Genomic DNA, 20011 nt, shown 5'->3' with positions numbered 1-20011 from the left:
GATGACTGTAGCGACACCCGTGCGGGCGGGTGTCAGCCTGGAGGAGCTGCTGGCGGCGAAAGAGCGCCGTGCAGCACGCCAGACTGACTGGCTCACGCACTATCAACAACCGGTGATTTCTCTCACGCTCGTCACCCCCGGGGAGATCAAAGACAGCCTGCGCTATCGCAATACGATGGGCGTGGCATTGCAGATGTGCGACCAGCTGCTGTGGGAAAACCGCTGGCAGGTGCTGGACCGCCAGGTGCTGTGGCTGCCCACCGGGCCAGAAGCAATCTGGTGCGTGGCGCATCCGGCGGCGGAAATCAAAGCGCACTGTACGGATCTGGAGCAGACTCACCCGCTCGGCAGGCTGTGGGATTTGGATGTGATCTGCCCGGCACAGGGGCATGTGGGGCGCCAGTCTTTAGGGGCACACCTCCGGCGCTGTCTGGTATGTGATGAGCCTGCCCACGCCTGTTCCCGTTCGCGTAAGCATCCTGTAGAGCAGGTGGTGGCTCGCGTGGAGAAGATGATCGATGACTGGTTTGCTCGCGACTAACCCGCAGCCATGCGATGTGCCAGGGCTCGCCGAAGAGGCGTTATGGCAGGAGCTGGCGTTGACGCCCAAGCCGGGTCTGGTGGATAAGCTCAACAACGGTGCACACCGCGATATGGACCATGCGCTGTTTGCCCGCAGTATTGCGGCCATCACCCCGTGGTTTGCGCGCTTTGCAGAGCTGGGTCATACCCATGCGGATACACCCGCGGCGGAACAAATACGGATCATTCGCCCGATGGGCATTGCCTGTGAACAGGCAATGTACGCTGCAACATGCGGGGTGAACACGCATAAAGGCGGCATTTTTGCCCTCGGTTTGCTGTGCTTTGCCGCCGGACGTGTGAAACACGCCACGGCTGAGAGCCTCTGTAGTGAGGTGAGTCACCTCTGTCGCGGGCTGGTGGCGCGTGAGCTGGCGGCGCGCAGTGGACAGGCGACGGCAGGGGAGCGGCAGTTTCAGCAGTATGGTTTAACCGGCGCGCGGGGCGAAGCGGAAAGCGGTTTTGCTACGGTGCGTGCAGCGCTGGCGCAATGGAACGGGCACGCGCTGCATGACCTGCTGCTGCGCCTGATGGCGATGAATCAGGACAGTAACCTGGTGTCGCGCGGCGGTATGGAAGGGCTGCGTTATGTGCAGGGTTATGCGCGGGCATTACTGACGCGTGGCTGGGATCGTGATGCATTAATACAGATGGACAATGCGCTCATTGAACGGAATTTAAGCCCGGGGGGCAGTGCGGATTTATTGTCGGTAGGATGGGTGCTGGCGAAATTACCCCTCTCCTGAAAGGAGAGGGGTAATCATTAATGCGCGATAGGCTGCGCAGCGTGCGGTTCGCGTACGTGCTTGTACTTGAACAGTGCGATAAACGCGAAGAACAGTACCAACGAGTACGCGGCGAAGATAAGCCACACGGGCTGCCAGTTGGTGATGCCGTTAGTGGTGTACATCTCAACCACTTTACCGCTCACCACACCGCCCAGAATACAGCCGAAGCCGTTGGTCATCATCAGGAACATACCCTGAGCACTGGCGCGAATTTCAGGTTTCACCTCTTTTTCCACAAACACCGAACCAGAGATGTTGAAGAAGTCGAAGGCGCAGCCGTAAACAATCATCGACAGAACCAGCAGCACGGTACCGAACGGGCTTGGGTCGCCGTAGGCAAACAGACCGAAGCGCAACATCCATGCAGCGATACTGATCAGCATGACGTTCTTGATGCCGTAGCGGCTCAGGAAGAACGGGATGGTCAGGATGAACAGCGTCTCAGAGATCTGAGAGATGGACATCATCACTGACGCATGTTCAACGATAAAGCTGCCAGAGAACAGCGGGTTATTGTCGAAGCTGTGCAGGAAGGTGTTGCCGAACATGTTGGTGATCTGCAGTTCCGCACCCAGCAGCATGGAGAAGATAAAGAAGATCGCCATGCGTTTGTTTTTAAACAGCGCAAAGGCGTCCAGACCGAGCATGGTGCTCCAGCTCTGGTTTTTCTGCTGGTTAGACACCGGAATATGCGGCAGGGTCAGGGTGAACAGCGCCAGCACCACGGAGAGTGCCGCCCCGATGTAGAGCTGCATATGGCTCAGTTCGAAGCCTGCGAAGCTCACGCCCCACATTGCCATGATAAAGCCGATGGTGCCCCAGATACGGATTGGCGGGAAATCGGTGACGATTTCCATACCGGCAGATTTCAGGCGGTAGTAGGAGATGGTGTTGATCAGGCCAAGCGTTGGCATGTAGGCCAGCGAGTTAAACAGGATCACCATGAACATCGCCCCCGGCGTGGTGACCTGGGCTGCCATAAACAGCGTCCCCGCACCCACCAGATGGCAAAGCATGTACAGCCATTTCGCACTTAACCATTTATCCGCCACGATCCCCAGCAGCGTTGGCATAAAGACAGCCGCAATGCCGAGCGAGCTGTAGACGGCACCGATAGACGCACCATCGAACTTGAGCGTCACAAACATATAGGAGCCGAGTGTAGTCAGCCAGCTACCCCACAGGCAGAACTGCAGAAACGACAATATTTTAAGCTGCAGCTTAAGGTTCATGTTACTTTCCTCACAAGTGAGCGGGAGATATGTTGTTATAGGAACATTCAGGGTTGTTATTTGATGCAATTCTATCAGCAGGAGAGGTTATGTTTTGTTACCTCCCGCAAAAAAATGCAATCCACATTAATTTGCAGTTTGGATTGTGATGCAAATAACATTTTCGTATGGGTGGGGGCGGGGAGGGAGCGGTCTGATGCCCTCACCCTCTCCCACAGGAAGAGGGCAGGGTAAAGGGTTTAGCGTCGACGGTAGTTTTTTTGCGCCGTGTTCACTTTATACAGATAACGACGCGATTCCGCAGACGGGTGTCGGGTGGTGAGCGTGGAATAGACATCCCCCGGCGCCATACTGTTGATGATATTCGCCGCCTGCACTTTGTCACTCGAGAAGACGCGCAGGACGCTGCCCGCTCCGCCGTTATACGCGGTGATCACCGCATAGCGACGTGATGTCGGGTTATCAATCCCGCCCAGGTAGACATTGTTGAGCATCGCCAGGTAGGCGGTACCGGTATCAATGTTGCTTTGCGGATCGAACAGATAACTGCGGCTCGGCGTACCGGATTTACCCTGAGCGCGGAAGACGTCTTTACCTGCGCTGTGCTGCACGACCTGCATCAGTCCCAGCGCGTCGGAACGGCTTACCGCGTACGGGTTAAACGACGATTCGGTCTGCATGATCGCCAGGATAAGCGACTCATCCACGCCGTACTTACGCGAGGCCTGACGTACCATGCCAATGTACTTATGCGCACGTTTGTCGAGGTGGTTCGGCACGAGGTTGATGGTGACGCTGTAGATGATCTTCAGGCCGTTAGAGCGGCTTTTCAGGCGTGTCTGCAGCAGATAATCGGCAAATTTTGTGGCACGCCCTTCCCAGCGAATGGCCTGTCCGGTCTGATCGACAACCTGGCCGTACAGGAACGGTTCTTTGGAGATGGTGATGTCATCGGCGTCGGAGTAGAGATCGATTGAGCCTGGATCATCACCCATCAGTAAGGTTTTCACGATCGCCTGACGTAACCGTGCGGCAGGTTCGGTGCCTGCGATGGTTTCAACCGTGATAGTCCCCTCATCAAAGTTGATGTGGCTACGGGTCTGATAGGCGTCGGTGTACTTAACGTAGTCCTTAGGTCCGGCAATAAGAACTTCGTTAAATCCCCATATATTTTCGATGTTATGGGCAAACTGCCCCATCAAAATGTCAAAACCGTTGGTGTCCTTTATCCAGGCTTCGTTGTAATCATCGCCTTTTTTGGAAGAACAAGAGACAAGCAACGGCGCAACAAGGGCTAGCGCTAAAAATTTTTTCATCATTCCGGGAGTGCGTGTTGTGTTTGCTTGTACGGCGGAGTTGCCCCCGCACGCTGTTATTGTTCCGGCGGCGTATAGCCTTCGATGTGGACGTCTTTGCCTTCGAACAGGAAGTTCACCATCTCCTGTTCAAGCAGTTTGCGGTGCTCCGGGTTCATCATGCTGAGTTTCTTCTCGTTGATCAGCATGGTCTGTTTTTTCAGCCACTGTCCCCAGGCTTCTTTGGAAATTTCGTTATAGATGCGCTTACCCAGTTCGCCCGGATAAAGCTGGAAATCCTGGCCTTCAGCGTCACGCTGCAGGAAAGTACAAAAAATAGTTCTGGCCATACTCATTCCTCTGTTGGTGGCTGATGCTAAACCATTGCACCGGCACGTAATTGCTGTAACAGGCGCTCCACGGGAGCCGCCAGCCCGACTGATGGCGGTTGCGCTAAGTTATACCAGAGAGCCGTTCCTTCATCCATGCAGGCAGTGATTGAGGACACGGGAAGCCACATCGGTACAATATCCAGATGGAAATGGCTAAAGGTATGACGAAACGCGGTCAGCTGCGTCAGGTTATCGGCAGCGATGCCGCGCTGTTTAAGCCATTCCCGTAACAATTCTTCATCTTCAAACTGTGGGAAGCAGTATAGACCACCCCACAGGCCGCTCGGCGGCCGCTGCGCCAGAAAGACGCCATCGCCATGCTGCATCAACAGCATGTAGCCGGTGCGCTCTGGCAGCGTCTGCTTTGGCTTTTTGCCCGGATACTGCGCCCATGCGTGGTTCGCATAAGCCACGCAGAGATTATTGACCGGGCAAAGTTCGCATTTCGGTTTTGATCGCGTGCAGACCATGGCCCCCAGGTCCATCATCGCCTGGTTAAAGCGCTCCACGCCTTTTGCCGGGGTAACCGCTTCGCTGATCTCCCACAGCCGTTTTTCGACCTCTTTTTTTCCCGGCCAGCCGTCAACGGCATAGCATCGTGCGAGGACGCGCTTCACGTTGCCGTCGAGGATCGGGAAATGTTTACCTAAAGACAGGGAGAGGATTGCGCCAGCAGTTGAACGTCCGACGCCGGGCAAATCAGCCACTTCATCGAAGGTTTCCGGAAATGTGCCGTGGTGTCGGGTCGCCACCTGCTGCGCGGCTTTATGCAAATTGCGCGCACGGGCGTAGTAACCGAGACCGGTCCACAGGTGCAGCACCTCGTCTAAGGGCGCATTGGCCAGGTCGGTCACCGTTGGGAAACGTGCCATAAAGCGCTCGAAGTAGGGAATCACCGTAGCGACCTGCGTTTGTTGCAACATCACTTCGGAGAGCCATACTTTGTAAGGCGTTTTTTCAATTTGCCAGGGCAGGGTTTTACGCCCGTATTTGTCGTACCAGTCCAGCACCTGGGCTGAAAATTGAGAGGCTTGCATGGTCATCGATTCGCATAATCAGGGACGCCGATTGCAGCACAGCGTCAATCTGCTGTAAACCGGATCTTTCCCATGCTTGCATAGAAGCCTTAACTTTGGATAATGCCCGTTTCCCGAACATTCTCACAAGCAGACAACTCTTTTATGAAAAACGACGTCATTTCACCGGAATTTGATGAAAACGGTCGCCCGCTGCGCCGTATTCGCAGCTTTGTCCGCCGTCAGGGTCGCCTGACCAAAGGGCAGCAACATGCGCTGGACAACTACTGGCCGGTGATGGGCGTTGAGTTCAGCGAGCAGCCTCTGGACTTTACCGAGCTGTTTGGTCGCGACGCGCCGGTAACACTGGAGATTGGCTTCGGTATGGGGTCTTCACTGGTTACCATGGCCCACGCGCGCCCGGAGCAAAATTTCCTCGGCATTGAGGTGCACTCACCAGGCGTAGGCGCATGTCTGGCAACGGCTCATGAAGAGGGCGTTGAGAACCTGCGCGTTATGTGTCACGACGCGGTTGAAGTGCTGCACAAAATGATTCCTGACAATTCTTTGACCATGGTTCAGCTCTTTTTCCCTGACCCGTGGCACAAAGCACGGCATAATAAACGCCGTATCGTTCAGGCGCCGTTTGCTGAGCTGGTAAAAAGTAAGCTGAAACTGGGCGGTGTCTTCCATATGGCGACCGACTGGGAACCTTATGCGGAACATATGCTGGAAGTCATGTCGTCTCTGGACGGGTATAAAAACCAGTCTGCAAGCAACGACTATGTACCGCGTCCGGATTCACGTCCGGTGACAAAATTTGAACAGCGTGGCCATCGTCTTGGTCACGGCGTATGGGACTTAATGTTCGAGAGGGTGAAATAATGGCAAAGAATCGTAGCCGTCGTCTGCGTAAAAAAATGCACATCGAAGAATTCCAGGAAGTGGGCTTCTCCGTTGCGTGGCGTTTCCCGGAAGGCACCAGCGTAGACCAGATCGATCAGGACGTAGATGCGTTCATTAATGAAGTGATCGAGCCAAACAAGCTGGCCTTTGATGGTAGCGGTTACCTGGCATGGGAAGGTCTGATCTGCACCCAGCAAGTCGGTAAATGCACCGAAGAACATCAGGCGCTTGTACGCAAATGGCTTGAAGACCATAAACTGGAAGATGTCCGCGTCAGCGAACTTTTTGACGTTTGGTGGGACTAATTAAGCAGTAAGGGGCCAGCATTAGCTGGCCCATTTTGTCTGAGGGAGTGTTTAAGATGCGCAAAACGTTGCTGGCTGTTGCCTTAATGGCAACCGGATTCACCGCTCATGCGGAGTATAAATGTAGCGTCACCCCGCGTGATGACGTGGTGTTAAGCCCGCAAACCGTGCAGGTCAAAGGCGAGAACGGTCATCTGGTGATTACGCCGGACGGGAACGTCACATTTAACGGTAAACAGTACAACCTGACCCCCGCTCAGCGTGAGCAGGCGAAAGACTACCAGGCCGATTTGCGTACCGCGCTGCCGTGGATTGATGAAGGTGCCCTGACGCGCGTAGAGAAGAGCCGCGTTGCGCTGGATAAGATCATCACCAAAGAGGTGGGAGAGAGCAGTAACATGCGCACCCGCCTGACGAAGCTCGACAAACAGCTGAAAGAGCAGATGAACCGCATTATTGAGCATCGCTCCGACGGCCTGACGTTCCATTACAAGGCAATCGATCAGGTTCGTGCCGACGGTCAGCAGCTGGTGAACCAGGCAATGGGTGGCATCCTGCAGGACAGCATTAACGAGATGGGGGCTAAAGCGGTGCTGAAAGGCGGCGGTAACCCACTGCAGGGCGTGCTCGGTAGCCTGGGTGGGCTGCAGACCTCGATTCAGAACGAGTGGAAGAACCAGGAAGACGATTTCCAGCAGTTCGGCAAAGACGTCTGTAAACGCGTGGTGTCGCTGGAAGATAGCCGCAAGGCGCTGGTGGGAACGCTGAAGTAATTTCCCCTCACCCTAACCCTCTCCCCAAAGGGGCGAGGGAATGGTTTGCTCCCTCTCCCTTTCAGAGAGAGGGCCGGGGTGAGGGTTGCAGCATTTGCAGTGTTTCAAGGATCTTTTTTAACACCGCCTCTTCGTTATTCCAGAGTTCGTTGTTCCAAAATCGAATGACATACCAGCCTTTCTCGTTAAGCCAGCACGTTCTTTGACGATCGTATTCCTGCTTTTCATCATGTTGCCCGCCATCCAGTTCAATAGCCAGATGAGCCGCGCAGCAGGCGAAATCCAGAATGTAGTGATCTACAGGATGTTGTCGACGAAATTTATAATTTTCGAAACGGCGGCTGCGCAGTAGATACCAAAGCCGTCTTTCTTCTTTTGTCAGCTCCCGTCTGAGCTGTTTTGCATAAGTACGAGTAATATCCATCCCCACACTCTGCCAGCCTTTTCCTCAGTCGGCAGAATGGGGTGCAAAATCCTGAATCAGCCTTCAGGAATCTTCTGCGAGGAACAACTCAAGCAGGGAGTTTAAAAACAGTTTGCCGTGCTCGGTGATCTGCCAGTAATCCTCACACTCGGTGAGATATCCCTGCGCCAGCGCCTCGTCAATCTGCGGACGAATCGTGGATTCCGGCAATCCGGTATAACGCGCAAACTCCGCACGTGGTGCGGGTTCCAGCAAGCGGAAGCGGTTCATAAAGAACTCAAACGGTTTATCCGCCGCCTCAACATCATGCTGACGTTCAAGGTAGCGGCCTTCCATGTAACCACGCGGATGACGCGTTTTGGCGGTACGCAGGATGCGCCCGTCAGGGAAGGTCACTTTACCGTGCGCGCCACAGCCAATCCCCAGATAATCACCAAAGCGCCAGTAGTTCAGGTTGTGCTGACACTGGTAACCCGGCTTCGCGTATGCGGAGGTTTCGTATTGCTGATAACCTGCCGCGGTCAAAAGCTGATGACCTTGCTCAAAGATATCCCACAGGGCGTCATCATCCGGCAGCACCGGCGGACGGGAACCAAACAGCGTGTTTGGCTCAATAGTCAGCTGATACCAGGAGAGATGCGGTGGGTTAAGCGCGATCGCCTGACGCAGATCGTCCAGCGCTTCCTCCAGCGACTGGTCCGGCAGGCCGTGCATCAAATCCAGGTTAAAGCTGCGCAGGCCTAAGCCAGTGGCCAGGTTTGCCGCGCGCTTTGCCTCTTCCGGGCCGTGAATGCGTCCCAGACGTTTCAGCTTCGGCTCGCTAAAGCTCTGGACACCGATCGAGATGCGGTTCACGCCTGCACGTTGATAATCGACAAAACGGTCGGCTTCAACGGTGCCGGGGTTGGCTTCCATTGTTATTTCAGCATCCGCGGCCAGGTTCAGGCGCGCACGCACGCCGTCCAGCAGCGTTTGCATCGCCGGGCCAGAAAGCAGGCTCGGCGTACCGCCACCAATGAAAATGGTCTTAACTTCACGTCCCTGTGCGTAAGGTACATCGGCATCCAGGTCGGCCAGCAGATGCGCAACGTAGTCATCATGCGGCACTTCACCTTTCAGCGCGTGCGAGTTGAAATCGCAGTACGGGCATTTCTGCACGCACCACGGGATGTGAATATAAAGACTCAGAGGCGGCAAATTAGCCATTACGCAGTGCTTCCAGTAACAGTTTCAGGGCGCGTCCACGGTGGGAAATCGCGCTTTTCTCTTCGCGGGACAGTTCCGCAGCGGTTTTGCCCTCAGACGGGACAAAGAAAATCGGGTCGTAGCCAAAGCCACCACTGCCTGCCGCTTCACGGGTAATCACACCCGGCCAGCTGCCGTGGCAGACGACTGGCGTAGGGTCTTCGGCATGACGCAGATAGACCAGTACGCAGTGGAACTGAGCCTGGCGTTTATCATCTGGCACGTCTTTCAGCGCGACAAGCAGCTTTTCCAGATTCTGCTGGTCGGTGGCATCGACGCCTGAATAGCGTGCGGAGTAGATACCCGGCGCACCGCCAAGGGCATCTACCGCCAGACCGGAGTCGTCGGCAATCGCGGGCAAACCGGTAATCTGTGCGGCATGGCGCGCTTTCAGGATCGCGTTTTCGATAAACGTCAGCCCTGTCTCTTCGGCGGAATCCACACCCAGTTCGGTCTGTGCAACGACATCCAGTCCAAAATCATTTAATAGCGAGGCCAGCTCGCGCACTTTACCGGCGTTACCGGTAGCGAGAACAACTTTCTGCATGGTTTAATCCTGCTCTGTCAGCGCCGCGACTTCCGTCGGGATAGATTGCGGGTTGAGAATTTTTACCTGTTTATGCCGCCCAAGTTCACCTTTCTCGATGATCACCTGGCTTTTGGCGACACGAAACTGTTTTGCCAGATATTTGGTCAGATGCGCATTCGCCTGGCCATCAACCGGTGGGGCAGTGATGGCGACTTTTAGCTCGTCGCCATGCAGTCCAACAATACTGTCACGGCTGGCTTTCGGCTGAATATACAGCCGTAAAACCAGCCCGTCAGCGCAGGTGCTCACTGCACTCATAGCGCCATCCACAGCCCCGGCAGCAGCATATCGCCCGTGGACTGTAACAGCTCAGCGATCCCCATATTCACGACGTACAGCAGCAGAACCAGGATCATCGGAGAGAAATCGATGCCGCCCATAGACGGAAGCAGGTTACGGATTGGACGCAGCAGCGGCTCAGCCAGCTGAATTAACGCGTACTCCACCGGGCTACGGCCCTGGCTTACCCAGCTCATGATCGCCATGACCAGCAGCACCCAGAAGATCAGCAGACCGACGGTTTTTATCAGGATCAGAACGGCGGCAATCCAGATTATCGGCTGGAAGGTGATAACCATAAACAGCACAATCGCTTTGATAACGCTCAGAATAAACGCGACCAGCAGAGAAGCACTGTCAATGGGGCCCATCGCCGGAATGACGCGACGCAGCGGTCCTACGATAGGTTGCGTGATTTTCACGACAAACTGCGAGAACGGATTGTAAAAATCACAGCGGGCCCACTGCATCCAGACGCGCAGTAACAGCGCCATCGTATACAGCTCAATGACCGTTGAAAGCAGGAAAGTCAACGTCTTCATGGCGTTCCTCAGGTTTCCTTATTATTGGGTGTAATCGCGCGCACCGAAAATTGCCGTGCCGATGCGTACCATAGTGCTGCCTGCCGCGATGGCGGCTTCCATATCATCCGACATGCCCAGAGAAAGCGTGTCTACCGTTTCATAGCGCGCTTTAAGCGCCTCAAATGCTACAGCCATTTGCTGTGCCACGGCAAACTGCCTTTCATAACTTGACTCCGGTGCCGGGATGGCCATTAACCCGCGCAGGGTTAAGCGCGGCAGTGCCACGACGTCTGCTGCCAGCGCATCCAGTTCTTCCAGCGCAATACCGGACTTGCTGTTTTCGTCACTGATGTTGACCTGAATCAGCACATTCAGCGGCGGTAACGCTTCAGGGCGCTGGTCGTTCAGACGCGAAGCAATACGCAAACGGTCAATGGTATGGCACCAGTCGAAATGTTCAGCGACCAGACGGCTTTTGTTCGACTGCAAGGGGCCAATAAAGTGCCATTGCAGATCCGTCTTCCCATGTTCCTGGAAGAAGCGAATTTTATCCACGCCCTCCTGCACGTAGTTTTCACCAAACGCATGCTGACCCGCCTCAATCGCATTTGCGATGGCGCTCGCAGGCTTGGTTTTACTCACTGCAAGTAACGTAATTTCTTCTGAAGCACGGCCGCAACGTGTTGCTGCAGCTGAGATTTTGTCCCGGACCTGTGCCAGGTTGTGCGCAATGTCGTTCATTTTCCGAGGAGTATTGTATGGATGTGGAAGAAATTGTGGCCCTTAGTGTAAAGCATAATGYCTCCGATCTACACCTGTGCAGTGATTCACCACCGCGCTGGCGCAGAGCAGGTCGTCTTGAACCCGCGCCGTTTCCGCCTCCCGAAGTCGATACGCTATTAAAGGCGTGGCTCAACGATGAACAGCAGGGAACGTGGTGGGCGAACGGGCAGGTGGATTTTGCCGTTACCCTGGCGGGCAATCAGCGCCTGCGCGGAAGCGTGTTTAAACAGACAAGCGGCGTCTCAATGACGCTGCGGCTGTTGCCCGGGGTCTGCCCGCAACTCTCCGCGTTGGGGGTGCCACGGGTTGTTCCTGAGCTGTTATCCAGTGACAACGGGTTGATCCTGGTCACCGGGGCAACCGGCAGCGGTAAGTCCACTACGCTGGCAGCGATGGTGGATTTTCTTAATCACCATACTGACGGGCATATTCTGACGCTCGAAGACCCGGTGGAGTTTCTGTACCAGAGCGAACGGTGCCTGATCCAGCAGCGCGAGATTGGCCAACACAGCCCGTCATTTGCCGACGCGCTGCGCGGGGCGTTACGCCAGGATCCTGATGTCATACTGCTGGGTGAGCTGCGCGACAGTGAAACAATCCGCCTCGCGCTGACGGCGGCGGAAACCGGACATCTGGTGCTCGCGACACTCCATACCCGCGGGGCAGCGCAGGCGATTGAGCGGCTGGTCGATACGTTTCCGGCGCAGGAGAAAGATCCGGTGCGCAATCAGCTGGCCGGCAGCCTGCGGGCGGTGCTGGCGCAAAAGCTCCTCCCCGATGCGCAGGGCGGGCGCGTGGCGCTTTATGAGCTGCTGGTGAATACTCCGGCGGCGGCGAATCTCATTCGCGAAGGAAAAACGTGGCAATTGCCCGGTATTATTCAAACCGGCCAGCAGTCGGGGATGCAGAACTTTGACCAGAGCCTGGCTGAAAGACGGGCGCAGGGGCAACTCCAGGCCCCGGCGCTCAATAACCCTGTTCGAAATAGCTTTCGAGAATGATGACAGCAGACGCGGAGTCAACGCTGCCTTTGTTGAGAGCCCTGAAGCCGCCGTGTTCAAAAAGACCTGCGCGTGCTTCAACGGTGCTCAGACGCTCGTCGTGGAGCTTCACGGAGACGCCAAAGCGGCCATGGATTTTATTGGCGAACTTACGCGCTCGGGCGGTAAGCGGTTGTTCAGTGCCATCCATGTTCAGCGGTAACCCAACGATGACGTCATCCGGCTGCCACTCTTTTAGCAGGCGCTCGATGAGGTTCCAGTCCGGTGTGCCGTCACTGGCCTTCAGGGCCGTGAGCGGGCGTGCGGTACCCGTGATTCGCTGACCCACGGCGACGCCTATGCTTTTGGTGCCAAAATCGAAGGCCAGAAGTGTTCCGCTCATCAGGCATGCCCCGCTACGCCAGGCATAGTCAGGATATCAATGCCGATCAGTTTCGCGGCGTCACGCCAGCGATCGGCAATAGGGGTTTTAAACAGAATGTTCATGTCCGCAGGCGCGGTCAGCCAGGCGTTATCGAGGATCTCTTGCTCAAGCTGGCCTTTCTCCCAGGAGGAGTAGCCCAGGGCCACCAGCACTTCCGACGGCTGCTCAGCGGTACCCAGCGTTTCGAGCACGTCGCGAGAGGTCGTAATGACGGTCTTGTCAGAGATGCGAATACTGGAAGAGAAGACCGGCGGCGTATGCAGGATAAAACCGCGATCCTCTGCGAGTGGCCCGCCCAGCATCACCGGTTTATCAAGCCTGATTTCCGGCAGACGCTCTTCAGCCGAAATTTTCAGCTTGTCCAGAATCCCTTCAACCTGCAGGTTTTCCAGCGGTTTGTTGATGATAATGCCCATCGCGCCGTCTTCATTGTATTCACAAATATAAACCACGGCGCGGCGAAAAATCGGATCCTGGAGAGCAGGCATGGCAATAAGAAAGTGATGCTGTAAATTCATTGTCAGAGGTACTGTTTCCTGGTTTAAAAAGCGACAGCCCCAGTATGCGGACAAACCGGGGTGCTGTCACTAATAGTATTGAAAGGTTATTTCTGTAAACGTTTCTCGATGGCGTCCATCAGCATTCCGGTGATCGAAATCGGGAATTCCGCTTCGATTTCACGAATACAGGTTGGGCTGGTCACGTTCACTTCGGTCAGACGATCGCCGATGATATCCAGGCCGACAAAAATCAGGCCCTTGGCTTTCAGTGTCGGGCCAACGCGGCGGGCAATTTCCCAGTCGCTTTCACTTAACGGGCGCGGCTCACCGCGGCCACCGGCCGCCAGGTTACCGCGGGTTTCGCCGCCCTGCGGGATACGCGCGAGGCAATACGGCACCGGTTCACCATCCACCACCAGAACGCGTTTATCGCCATCTTTAATGGCCGGGAGGTAGTTTTGTGCCATGCAGTAACGCGTGCCCAGCTCGGTCAGCGTTTCGGCAATCACCCCAATATTTGGGTCGCTCTCTTTCACGCGGAAAATAGATGCGCCGCCCATGCCGTCCAGCGGTTTCATGATGATGTCGCCGTGTTTCTGCCAGAACGCTTTCAGCTGTGCCTTGTTGCGGGTCACCAGCGTTTCAGGCGTCAGGTCAGAGAACCATGCGGTGTAGAGCTTCTCGTTACAGTCGCGCAGGCTCTGCGGTTTGTTGACGATCAGCGTTCCTTTCTCTTCCGCGCGCTCAAGGATATAGGTGCAGTAGATGTATTCGGTGTCGAACGGAGGGTCTTTACGCATCAGAATGACATTGAGGTCGGCAAGGGCAATATCCTGCTCGGTGCCGAATTCATACCATTTGTCGTAATTCTGCTCGACGTTAACGATGCGGGTACGTGCGCGGGCTTCACCGTTGATCAGGTAAAGATCGTTCATCTCCATGTAGTGGAGTTCATAGCCGCGACGCTGCGCTTCCAGCAGCATCGCGAAGCTGGAATCTTTCTTGATGTTAATGTTTGCGATGGGATCCATCACGATGCCGAGCTTGATCATTTTCATCTCCGTTAAAAGCCTGAGGGCTCAGGCTTAGCGTTAACCCAGATCGCCAAAACGCACCTGTAGCGCGGTAATGGCTGTGAGTGCCGTTGTCTCAGTACGCAGAACGCGAGGTCCCAACAGAATATCAGTAAACTGGTAACGCGCCGTCATGGCAATTTCGTCAGCGGACAAGCCGCCTTCCGGACCAATCAGCAGGCGAACACGTTCAACGGGTAGCGGCAGCGTATTGATGCTGGCGCTGGCGCGTGGATGGAGATTGAGCTTCAGCCCGCTTGCCTCTTCAGCACACCAGTCCTCCAGATCCATCGCCGGGCGGATCTCCGGAATACGGTTGCGGCCACTCTGTTCACAGGCAGCAATGGCAATTTTCTGCCACTGCTGGATCTTTTTATTCAGACGTTCCGCATCCAGTTTAACGCCACAGCGCTCAGAAAAAAGTGGCGTAATGAGGCTTACACCCAGTTCAATGGATTTCTGGATGGTGAACTCCATCTTTTCTCCGCGCGACATCACCTGTCCCAGGTGTATGTGCAGCGGAGATTCACGGTCATCCACTTCGCCGCGCAATATCGTTACATGCACGCTTTTTTTATCAGCACGCGTAATTTCCGCGTCGAAAACCTGATTCGAACCATCAAACAGCTGAATAGCTTGTCCTGCTCCCATGCGCAGTACGCGACCAACATGGTTGGCGGCATCGTCAGAGAGGGCAATTTCGCGGCCGACGGTAATCAGCTCAGGGTGGTAGATGCGAGGAATGCGCATAGTCAGAAATTCCATATGTCATGCGGTGTAAGCGAATTGCCGCTAGTGTAGGTTAGCTCTTTTGCGCCTGGCAAGCCCGCTGGACGTAAGGGTTGTGATTACCCTGAACTTTCGCGATGCGCGCGTCACGCTGGCATTCCCATTCCGTCACCGGATATTGCTTGTCCCATGCGTTGAAAAGCTGCGTCTGCTGGCGGGAAAGGTTGAGGTCGTAACGGTCACGCATATAGAAATAGGTGCGGGCGATACTGCCGCGCGCGCGGGCCGGGGGCTCAGCGACTTTCTCTTTAAAATCAACCTTCATGCCGCACTGGCCGTACTGACCCTCTCCGCCGTTCCACTGGCTGTACATAAAGTTGCCGCGATCGCCATTCACCTCGCCAACCGCGGGTTGCAGGTTGTGCATATCGCTTTCCATCTGGCGATAGACCGGATCTTTGGCGCAATTTTTACGACCGCCATCCTGCCAGCACTGACGCTGGTGGCCAAACTGCCATGCCGGCACCACGTGTTCCCACTCGATGCGGCTGGCGCGGTTTTCATTCTTACGCACTTTATAGCCGCAGGATTCGAGATCAACGATCCCTTTTTTACCCTGCCAGTTAATCTTACAGCCGCAATAAAAATCACCGGGAACATCCGCGTTGACCTTTACGCCTGCCGCTTTTGCCTGGGAGAAACTGTTAATACCGTCGGCCAGAGCCTGGCCGGAGAGTGCTGTCGCCAGAAAAGCGACCGCGAGAGAAAAATTACGGGACATCTTACACTCCGTGTCAAAACGAGCCCGCAACGTAACGAATGTTGTTCCTGTATGCAATCAGTCAGATCAGGAAAGTTCCTGAAAGTTCAGTTGGTTATTCCGCGACCAGCGGTTCACCACATTTGACGCAACGGTAGGTGGCCTCGCCGCGCACCACGCGATTATGACGGCGGACGGTAAGCTGATGCTGCTGACACTGGCAGCGGTAGGGGAAGGTATTGCGGCGTACCGACTCAAGTTCAAACTGATGGGTTCTGCGTGCCGGAACGCCCAGCACGGCTTCCATCATCCACTTCCACTCTTTGCCGTGGGGTGCCACGCGGCCAAAGTGTTTCCATACCAGCAGGTGCGCCAGCTCGTGCGGCACCACTTCCTCAATAAACGCCTGCTGATTTTCCAGCATCAGCACCGGGTTCAGACGGATCTCATAGGATTCGAGCCACGCCGTGCCCGCCGCCGTGCCACGCTGTTGGTAGACGAGTTTCGGCTCAGGGTAATTCCGGCCGAGTTTCAGGTTGGCCTGGGCGAGTTTTTCCCGCAGGCTGCGCATAACGGCTTGCTGAAGGGCGATGGGGAGACGGGGTGCTTTCATAGGGGCAGAGCATAAAGCGCGAAGCGGGGAGGTGCAAGAGGCACCTCCCGCCAGAGAATTAGTCGTGTGCGCCAATCTCGCGCAGTGGACGACCCTTCATCAGGTTACGTTCAATATGTTCCAGTGACACGTGTTTGGTTTCAGGAACCAGCCACAGCGTCAGAACAATAAAGAAGATGTTCAGGCCGGAGTAGACCCAGAAGGTGTTCGCGTTGCCCAGCGTATTGAGCATGGTCAGGAACGTCGCACCGACAATCATGTTGGCAATCCAGTTGGTCGCGGTGGAGCAGGTGATACCGAAATCACGCCCTTTCAGCGGCTGGATTTCAGAGCACAGCACCCAAATCAGCGGACCGGCGCTCATCGCAAACCCGACGATAAACATCAGCAACATCCCCACAGCGAAATACTGGGCGGTTGGAGAGTGAATCCCCACGTGCATCATCGTGCCGAGAACACCCATACCGGCGGCCATCACCAGGAAGCCCAGCGTCAGGGTTGGCTTACGGCCCCAGCGGTCCACCAGACCGATAGCGATAAAGGTCGCCAGAACGTTGGTCAACCCAACGATGACGGTCCCCCACATCTGCTCGGTGGTGTTGGTATACCCCGCCAGTTCAAAGATTTTTGGCGCGTAGTACATGATGACGTTCATCCCGGTGAACTGCTGCATCACCTGCAGGAGCACGCCCAGGAATACCGCACGACGGAAGTTGCTGTTCTCTTTAAACAGCGCCCAGCCTGACTGTTTTACCTTCAGGCTCTCGCGGATCTCTTCCAGTTCGTTTTTCGCTTCCGCGCTGGTATCGCGCAGTCGCAGCAGCACGCGTTCGGCATCGACGAAACGACGCTTCGCTGCAAACCAGCGTGGGCTGTCCGGCAGGAAGAAAACGCCAATCAGCAGCAGAATGGCAGGGATAATGATCACGCCAAGCATCCAGCGCCATGCGCCGCTGTAGCTGAACGCGGTATCGGAAAGGTAAGCTCCGAGGATGCCGATGGTGATCATCAGCTGGTACATCGAAATCATACTGCCACGGATTTTCTCGGGTGCGATTTCAGAGAGATAGAGTGGGGCGGTATACGACGCCACACCCACGGCCAGGCCAAGCAGCACGCGAGAAAGCAGCAATACCTCAACGTTTGGAGCCGCTGCTGAGAAGAGCGAACCGGCAACAAACAGGATTGCACCGATCATCAGGCTCTTTTTGCGGCCTAGCCTGAAAGAGAGCCAGCCGCTGCCCACGGCACCCACGGCCGCACCAAACATCATGGAACTTACTACCCACTCCTGGGTGTGAGCGCTTATCTGGAACTCTTCAGTGATAAAGGGTAACGCACCGGCAATCACGCCAATGTCCAGGCCAAAAAGTAATCCTGCCAGGGCGGCGAGGAAGCAGACGAAAAATGTCATCGCCTTATTGGACGTACGCCCCTGTTTTTTATTGTCAGGCATTATGCCCTCCAGTTGGGTTATCAGTTTTATCGATGTTAAGGGTAAGTGAGCAACCCGTATAAATATGTGAGATAAATCACATTGGTGTAATCGGTTACACTAGTCTGCAACCGTAAATAAAATTAAAGCTTTGAAAATATAGAGGTAAATTAGTTGATGCGCATCGCGTTTGAATGAATTTCAGACTTAACTGAAAGGAAATGTAACAGCATAAGACATGCGATCATGCAAAGAGATTATTCTGAAAGCGAGGTATATCGGGTGGAGTGTAATCGGTTTCACGCAAAGCGCAATGTCAGGCTCTCTGGCTGACAAAAGCAAAAGGCCAGCACGGGGCTGGCCTTTTTTAACATTCGCTGTCAGTCGATTATTTCAGACCAGCAGCTTCACGCAGCAGAGCGGCTTTGTCGGTTTTTTCCCATGGAAAATGTTCACGACCAAAGTGACCGTATGCAGCGGTTTCTTTGTAGATTGGGTGCAGCAGATCCAGCATCTGAATCAGACCGTATGGGCGCAGGTCAAAGAACTCGCGCACCAGCAGCGTCAGTTGCTCGGATGGCACTTTCTCGGTACCAAAGGTTTCAACCATGATGGAGGTCGGTTCAGCCACGCCGATAGCGTAGGAAACCTGAATCTCACAGCGGTCAGCCAGGCCAGCAGCAACGATGTTTTTCGCAACATAACGCGCAGCGTACGCAGCAGAACGGTCAACTTTAGACGGGTCTTTACCGGAGAAGGCACCGCCACCGTGACGCGCCATGCCGCCGTAGGTATCAACGATGATTTTACGGCCGGTCAGACCGCAGTCACCCATTGGGCCGCCGATAACAAAGCGTCCGGTTGGGTTGATGAAGTATTTGGTTGCGGAGCTCAGCCATTCAGTTGGCAGAACCGGCTTGATGATCTCTTCCATCACTGCTTCCTGCAGGGATTTCTGGTCGATCTCTTCGGAATGCTGAGTAGACAGAACGACCGCGTCAATACCGACGATTTTGCCGTCGTCGTACTGGAAGGTCACCTGGCTTTTCGCATCAGGACGCAGCCACGGCAGGGTGCCATTCTTGCGCACTTCAGCCTGACGCTGCACCAGACGGTGTGCGTAGGTCACTGGCGCTGGCATCAGCACGTCAGTTTCGTTGGTTGCATAACCAAACATCAGGCCCTGGTCGCCCGCGCCCTGTTCCAGCGGATCGGCACGGTCAACGCCCTGGTTGATGTCCGGAGACTGTTTGCCAATTGCGCTCAGTACCGCGCAAGAGTTGGCATCAAAGCCCATATCAGAATGGACATAACCGATCTCACGAACCGTGTTACGGGTGATCTCTTCGATATCCACCCATGCGCTGGTGGTGATCTCACCGCCAACCAGAACCATGCCGGTTTTGACGTAGGTTTCACACGCGACGCGCGCTTTTGGATCCTGCGTCAGGATCGCATCAAGCACCGCATCGGAGATTTGGTCAGCAATTTTATCTGGATGTCCTTCTGATACGGACTCGGACGTAAACAGGTGTTTTGCCATGTTTTATTTCACCTAAAAGGAATTTGTTTAGCTCAAGCTGCTGTGTGGAATAGCCAAAGGAGATAATTCTACCAAGGCCTGCAGGTTAATGACACTGGCAGTCTGAGTGTTAATCAGTATGGATGGATTAACATCTGGATGGCTATTTTAGGTCAGTTCTTCGCCCGATTTCCAGTTTTTTTTGACTAACCTCTCACTGAGTTGAATTCGCTGCTGGAAATTTTTCCTGACGGCGCTGGCAACCCGCGCATTTATCTTTTGCAATTTACCCCTGTTCTCGGTATAAAACGCGGCGCGCGGCTCATACCAATAAGCGCTCGATGAACTCATCGTGTCGCCACTTCCAGCCGGGTTAAGCAGTGAACTTTTAGCTTTGGCTTGTGGTCCGTTTCAGCAGGAGCGGCCGTGGAGGTGATACGAGATAATGAACCAGTGTTTTCCGCTAATTCAGCGCAGCCGTTCTGGCGCGTATTTGATTCCCGCAACCCGCATTTCTAATCTGCAAACCTGCCGATGTTATACCCATCTCGGGGCTTCTCAGGATTCCAGGGCCGGTCACGCTTTGTGAAAACTGAACAAGGGCGCTCTTGTTAAGACAAGAGTTTTCTCGTGGTTTCGCCGAACGTTGTCATAATTAAGTTCGGACACGTGTTTACAATGATATGAATATGAAACCGGTCGCACGGTCTGGTTTTCAGCATAGTCTGCTGGGAAATGGATCCGTTTATGGGTTGTTATCGCCGTATAACGCTGCGATAGTAGTCAACTGTTTTACACTTAATACAAAGAGTTGAGGTTCG

The 20011-nt window shown here is 54.8% G+C and carries 26 protein-coding genes; 7 read left to right on the top strand and 19 right to left on the bottom strand.

The features are described from left to right. The first annotated feature begins 1 nt into the window (after window position 1). Both citX and citG read left to right on the top strand, forming a co-directional pair. On the top strand, window positions 2-541 hold the full coding sequence (gene citX / locus JTA15_RS13880) for a citrate lyase holo-[acyl-carrier protein] synthase (RefSeq protein ID WP_032680312.1): 540 nt from the start codon (window positions 2-4) through the stop codon (window positions 539-541). Beyond that, on the top strand, window positions 519-1328 hold the full coding sequence (gene citG, locus JTA15_RS13875) for a triphosphoribosyl-dephospho-CoA synthase CitG (RefSeq protein ID WP_219372414.1): 810 nt from the start codon (window positions 519-521) through the stop codon (window positions 1326-1328). The genes citX and citG overlap by 23 nt, the downstream gene beginning before the upstream one ends. Window positions 1329-1345: 17 nt before the next feature. Here citG and JTA15_RS13870 read toward each other — a convergent pair whose 3' ends face one another. The 4 genes from JTA15_RS13870 to mutY form a co-directional block, all read right to left on the bottom strand. After that, window positions 1346-2602: a nucleoside permease gene (locus JTA15_RS13870; RefSeq protein ID WP_020883685.1), complete on the bottom strand. Its 1257-nt coding sequence runs from the start codon at window positions 2600-2602 to the stop codon at window positions 1346-1348. 239 nt (window positions 2603-2841) lie between these two features. Next, window positions 2842-3918: a membrane-bound lytic murein transglycosylase MltC gene (mltC, locus tag JTA15_RS13865; protein ID WP_025203253.1), complete on the bottom strand. Its 1077-nt coding sequence runs from the start codon at window positions 3916-3918 to the stop codon at window positions 2842-2844. Between the two features lie 56 nt (window positions 3919-3974). After that, window positions 3975-4247, bottom strand: a complete 273-nt coding sequence (locus tag JTA15_RS13860) for an oxidative damage protection protein (RefSeq protein WP_219372413.1) — start codon at window positions 4245-4247, stop codon at window positions 3975-3977. A gap of 26 nt (window positions 4248-4273) precedes the next feature. Next, entirely contained in the window at window positions 4274-5326 is a 1053-nt protein-coding gene (gene mutY, locus JTA15_RS13855) for an A/G-specific adenine glycosylase (RefSeq protein ID WP_169809773.1), read from the bottom strand. Between the two features lie 144 nt (window positions 5327-5470). Between mutY and trmB the strand changes: the two genes are divergently transcribed. From trmB to JTA15_RS13840, 3 genes are read left to right on the top strand one after another with little or no spacing between them, the layout of a single operon-like run. Further along, the gene (gene trmB, locus JTA15_RS13850) at window positions 5471-6190 is read left to right on the top strand and encodes a tRNA (guanosine(46)-N7)-methyltransferase TrmB (RefSeq protein ID WP_020883687.1); all 720 of its coding nucleotides are present in this window, start codon (window positions 5471-5473) and stop codon (window positions 6188-6190) included. Continuing rightward, a complete protein-coding gene (locus JTA15_RS13845) occupies window positions 6190-6516 on the top strand; it encodes a YggL family protein (RefSeq protein ID WP_032678951.1) in 327 nt (108 codons plus the stop codon). Before trmB ends, JTA15_RS13845 begins: the two co-directional genes overlap by 1 nt. A gap of 56 nt (window positions 6517-6572) precedes the next feature. Further along, on the top strand, window positions 6573-7289 hold the full coding sequence (locus JTA15_RS13840) for a DUF2884 domain-containing protein (protein ID WP_020883689.1): 717 nt from the start codon (window positions 6573-6575) through the stop codon (window positions 7287-7289). A gap of 61 nt (window positions 7290-7350) precedes the next feature. On the opposite strand, the gene JTA15_RS13835 is transcribed toward JTA15_RS13840, so the two are convergent. The 6 genes from JTA15_RS13835 to JTA15_RS13810 form a co-directional block, all read right to left on the bottom strand. After that, window positions 7351-7713: an endonuclease domain-containing protein gene (locus JTA15_RS13835; RefSeq protein WP_219372412.1), complete on the bottom strand. Its 363-nt coding sequence runs from the start codon at window positions 7711-7713 to the stop codon at window positions 7351-7353. Between the two features lie 63 nt (window positions 7714-7776). After that, window positions 7777-8919: a radical SAM family heme chaperone HemW gene (gene hemW, locus JTA15_RS13830; protein WP_219372411.1), complete on the bottom strand. Its 1143-nt coding sequence runs from the start codon at window positions 8917-8919 to the stop codon at window positions 7777-7779. Next, window positions 8912-9505, bottom strand: a complete 594-nt coding sequence (locus tag JTA15_RS13825; RefSeq protein ID WP_014171572.1) for an XTP/dITP diphosphatase — start codon at window positions 9503-9505, stop codon at window positions 8912-8914. The genes hemW and JTA15_RS13825 overlap by 8 nt, the downstream gene beginning before the upstream one ends. Before the next feature lie 3 nt (window positions 9506-9508). Continuing rightward, window positions 9509-9805, bottom strand: coding sequence for a DUF167 family protein YggU (gene yggU, locus JTA15_RS13820; protein WP_014885193.1), 297 nt, complete (start codon window positions 9803-9805; stop codon window positions 9509-9511). Next, a complete protein-coding gene (locus tag JTA15_RS13815; protein ID WP_014171570.1) occupies window positions 9802-10368 on the bottom strand; it encodes a YggT family protein in 567 nt (188 codons plus the stop codon). Before JTA15_RS13815 ends, yggU begins: the two co-directional genes overlap by 4 nt. Window positions 10369-10389: 21 nt before the next feature. Further along, entirely contained in the window at window positions 10390-11091 is a 702-nt protein-coding gene (locus JTA15_RS13810) for a YggS family pyridoxal phosphate-dependent enzyme (protein ID WP_219372410.1), read from the bottom strand. A gap of 17 nt (window positions 11092-11108) precedes the next feature. Here JTA15_RS13810 and JTA15_RS13805 point away from each other — a divergent pair, with 17 nt between their 5' ends. Next, window positions 11109-12134 (top strand): type IV pilus twitching motility protein PilT, encoded by a 1026-nt coding sequence (locus JTA15_RS13805; RefSeq protein WP_219372409.1) that lies wholly within the window; start codon window positions 11109-11111, stop codon window positions 12132-12134. Here JTA15_RS13805 and ruvX read toward each other — a convergent pair. The 9 genes from ruvX to JTA15_RS13760 all read right to left on the bottom strand — a co-directional run bounded on the left by ruvX (window position 12100) and on the right by JTA15_RS13760 (window position 19541). Then, the gene (gene ruvX / locus JTA15_RS13800) at window positions 12100-12516 is read right to left on the bottom strand and encodes a Holliday junction resolvase RuvX (RefSeq protein ID WP_014171567.1); all 417 of its coding nucleotides are present in this window, start codon (window positions 12514-12516) and stop codon (window positions 12100-12102) included. The genes JTA15_RS13805 and ruvX overlap by 35 nt on opposite strands. After that, window positions 12516-13076: a YqgE/AlgH family protein gene (locus JTA15_RS13795; protein WP_163329648.1), complete on the bottom strand. Its 561-nt coding sequence runs from the start codon at window positions 13074-13076 to the stop codon at window positions 12516-12518. The genes ruvX and JTA15_RS13795 overlap by 1 nt, the downstream gene beginning before the upstream one ends. An 86-nt stretch (window positions 13077-13162) precedes the next feature. Further along, a complete protein-coding gene (gene gshB, locus JTA15_RS13790) occupies window positions 13163-14110 on the bottom strand; it encodes a glutathione synthase (RefSeq protein WP_020883696.1) in 948 nt (315 codons plus the stop codon). A 39-nt stretch (window positions 14111-14149) separates the two neighbouring features. Then, window positions 14150-14881 carry a 16S rRNA (uracil(1498)-N(3))-methyltransferase gene (gene rsmE / locus JTA15_RS13785; protein WP_219372408.1) on the bottom strand — a complete coding sequence of 244 codons (732 nt, stop codon included), beginning with the start codon at window positions 14879-14881 and terminating at the stop codon, window positions 14150-14152. 52 nt (window positions 14882-14933) lie between these two features. Continuing rightward, the gene (endA, locus tag JTA15_RS13780; protein ID WP_020883698.1) at window positions 14934-15641 is read right to left on the bottom strand and encodes a deoxyribonuclease I; all 708 of its coding nucleotides are present in this window, start codon (window positions 15639-15641) and stop codon (window positions 14934-14936) included. Window positions 15642-15735: 94 nt separating this feature from the next. Beyond that, window positions 15736-16233, bottom strand: coding sequence for a SprT family zinc-dependent metalloprotease (locus JTA15_RS13775; RefSeq protein ID WP_032670169.1), 498 nt, complete (start codon window positions 16231-16233; stop codon window positions 15736-15738). A gap of 58 nt (window positions 16234-16291) precedes the next feature. Further along, window positions 16292-17689, bottom strand: coding sequence for a galactose/proton symporter (gene galP, locus JTA15_RS13770; protein ID WP_014171560.1), 1398 nt, complete (start codon window positions 17687-17689; stop codon window positions 16292-16294). A gap of 367 nt (window positions 17690-18056) precedes the next feature. Beyond that, the gene (gene metK, locus JTA15_RS13765) at window positions 18057-19211 is read right to left on the bottom strand and encodes a methionine adenosyltransferase (protein ID WP_014171559.1); all 1155 of its coding nucleotides are present in this window, start codon (window positions 19209-19211) and stop codon (window positions 18057-18059) included. Window positions 19212-19358: 147 nt separating this feature from the next. Next, complete coding sequence (locus JTA15_RS13760) at window positions 19359-19541, bottom strand: hypothetical protein (RefSeq protein WP_025203262.1); 183 nt, start codon at window positions 19539-19541, stop codon at window positions 19359-19361. A gap of 332 nt (window positions 19542-19873) precedes the next feature. On the opposite strand from JTA15_RS13760, the gene yqgB reads away from it, so the two are divergent. Beyond that, window positions 19874-20005, top strand: a complete 132-nt coding sequence (gene yqgB / locus JTA15_RS13750) for an acid stress response protein YqgB (protein ID WP_071605459.1) — start codon at window positions 19874-19876, stop codon at window positions 20003-20005. The last annotated feature ends 6 nt before the right edge of the window (window positions 20006-20011 follow it).

Source organism: Enterobacter sp. BIDMC 29 (assembly GCF_019378755.1).
GTDB classification, from domain to species: Bacteria; Pseudomonadota; Gammaproteobacteria; order Enterobacterales; family Enterobacteriaceae; genus Enterobacter; species Enterobacter ludwigii.
Note: the sequence above shows the minus strand (reverse complement) of the source record. Positions and strands in the feature narration are given on the sequence as shown.

Excerpts from the sequence above, each read along its gene's own strand:
- citX (WP_032680312.1), top strand. The coding sequence starts at position 2 with ATGACTGTAGCGACACCCGTGCGGGCGGGTGTCAGCCTGGAGGAGCTG.
- citG (WP_219372414.1), top strand. The coding sequence starts at position 519 with ATGACTGGTTTGCTCGCGACTAACCCGCAGCCATGCGATGTGCCAGGG.
- JTA15_RS13870 (WP_020883685.1), bottom strand. The coding sequence starts at position 2,602 with ATGAACCTTAAGCTGCAGCTTAAAATATTGTCGTTTCTGCAGTTCTGC.
- mltC (WP_025203253.1), bottom strand. The coding sequence starts at position 3,918 with ATGAAAAAATTTTTAGCGCTAGCCCTTGTTGCGCCGTTGCTTGTCTCT.
- JTA15_RS13860 (WP_219372413.1), bottom strand. The coding sequence starts at position 4,247 with ATGGCCAGAACTATTTTTTGTACTTTCCTGCAGCGTGACGCTGAAGGC.
- mutY (WP_169809773.1), bottom strand. The coding sequence starts at position 5,326 with ATGCAAGCCTCTCAATTTTCAGCCCAGGTGCTGGACTGGTACGACAAA.
- trmB (WP_020883687.1), top strand. The coding sequence starts at position 5,471 with ATGAAAAACGACGTCATTTCACCGGAATTTGATGAAAACGGTCGCCCG.
- JTA15_RS13845 (WP_032678951.1), top strand. The coding sequence starts at position 6,190 with ATGGCAAAGAATCGTAGCCGTCGTCTGCGTAAAAAAATGCACATCGAA.
- JTA15_RS13840 (WP_020883689.1), top strand. The coding sequence starts at position 6,573 with ATGCGCAAAACGTTGCTGGCTGTTGCCTTAATGGCAACCGGATTCACC.
- JTA15_RS13835 (WP_219372412.1), bottom strand. The coding sequence starts at position 7,713 with ATGGATATTACTCGTACTTATGCAAAACAGCTCAGACGGGAGCTGACA.
- hemW (WP_219372411.1), bottom strand. The coding sequence starts at position 8,919 with ATGGCTAATTTGCCGCCTCTGAGTCTTTATATTCACATCCCGTGGTGC.
- JTA15_RS13825 (WP_014171572.1), bottom strand. The coding sequence starts at position 9,505 with ATGCAGAAAGTTGTTCTCGCTACCGGTAACGCCGGTAAAGTGCGCGAG.
- yggU (WP_014885193.1), bottom strand. The coding sequence starts at position 9,805 with ATGAGTGCAGTGAGCACCTGCGCTGACGGGCTGGTTTTACGGCTGTAT.
- JTA15_RS13815 (WP_014171570.1), bottom strand. The coding sequence starts at position 10,368 with ATGAAGACGTTGACTTTCCTGCTTTCAACGGTCATTGAGCTGTATACG.
- JTA15_RS13810 (WP_219372410.1), bottom strand. The coding sequence starts at position 11,091 with ATGAACGACATTGCGCACAACCTGGCACAGGTCCGGGACAAAATCTCA.
- ruvX (WP_014171567.1), bottom strand. The coding sequence starts at position 12,516 with ATGAGCGGAACACTTCTGGCCTTCGATTTTGGCACCAAAAGCATAGGC.
- JTA15_RS13795 (WP_163329648.1), bottom strand. The coding sequence starts at position 13,076 with ATGAATTTACAGCATCACTTTCTTATTGCCATGCCTGCTCTCCAGGAT.
- gshB (WP_020883696.1), bottom strand. The coding sequence starts at position 14,110 with ATGATCAAGCTCGGCATCGTGATGGATCCCATCGCAAACATTAACATC.
- rsmE (WP_219372408.1), bottom strand. The coding sequence starts at position 14,881 with ATGCGCATTCCTCGCATCTACCACCCTGAGCTGATTACCGTCGGCCGC.
- endA (WP_020883698.1), bottom strand. The coding sequence starts at position 15,641 with ATGTCCCGTAATTTTTCTCTCGCGGTCGCTTTTCTGGCGACAGCACTC.
- JTA15_RS13775 (WP_032670169.1), bottom strand. The coding sequence starts at position 16,233 with ATGAAAGCACCCCGTCTCCCCATCGCCCTTCAGCAAGCCGTTATGCGC.
- galP (WP_014171560.1), bottom strand. The coding sequence starts at position 17,689 with ATGCCTGACAATAAAAAACAGGGGCGTACGTCCAATAAGGCGATGACA.
- metK (WP_014171559.1), bottom strand. The coding sequence starts at position 19,211 with ATGGCAAAACACCTGTTTACGTCCGAGTCCGTATCAGAAGGACATCCA.
- JTA15_RS13760 (WP_025203262.1), bottom strand. The coding sequence starts at position 19,541 with ATGAGTTCATCGAGCGCTTATTGGTATGAGCCGCGCGCCGCGTTTTAT.
- yqgB (WP_071605459.1), top strand. The coding sequence starts at position 19,874 with ATGAATATGAAACCGGTCGCACGGTCTGGTTTTCAGCATAGTCTGCTG.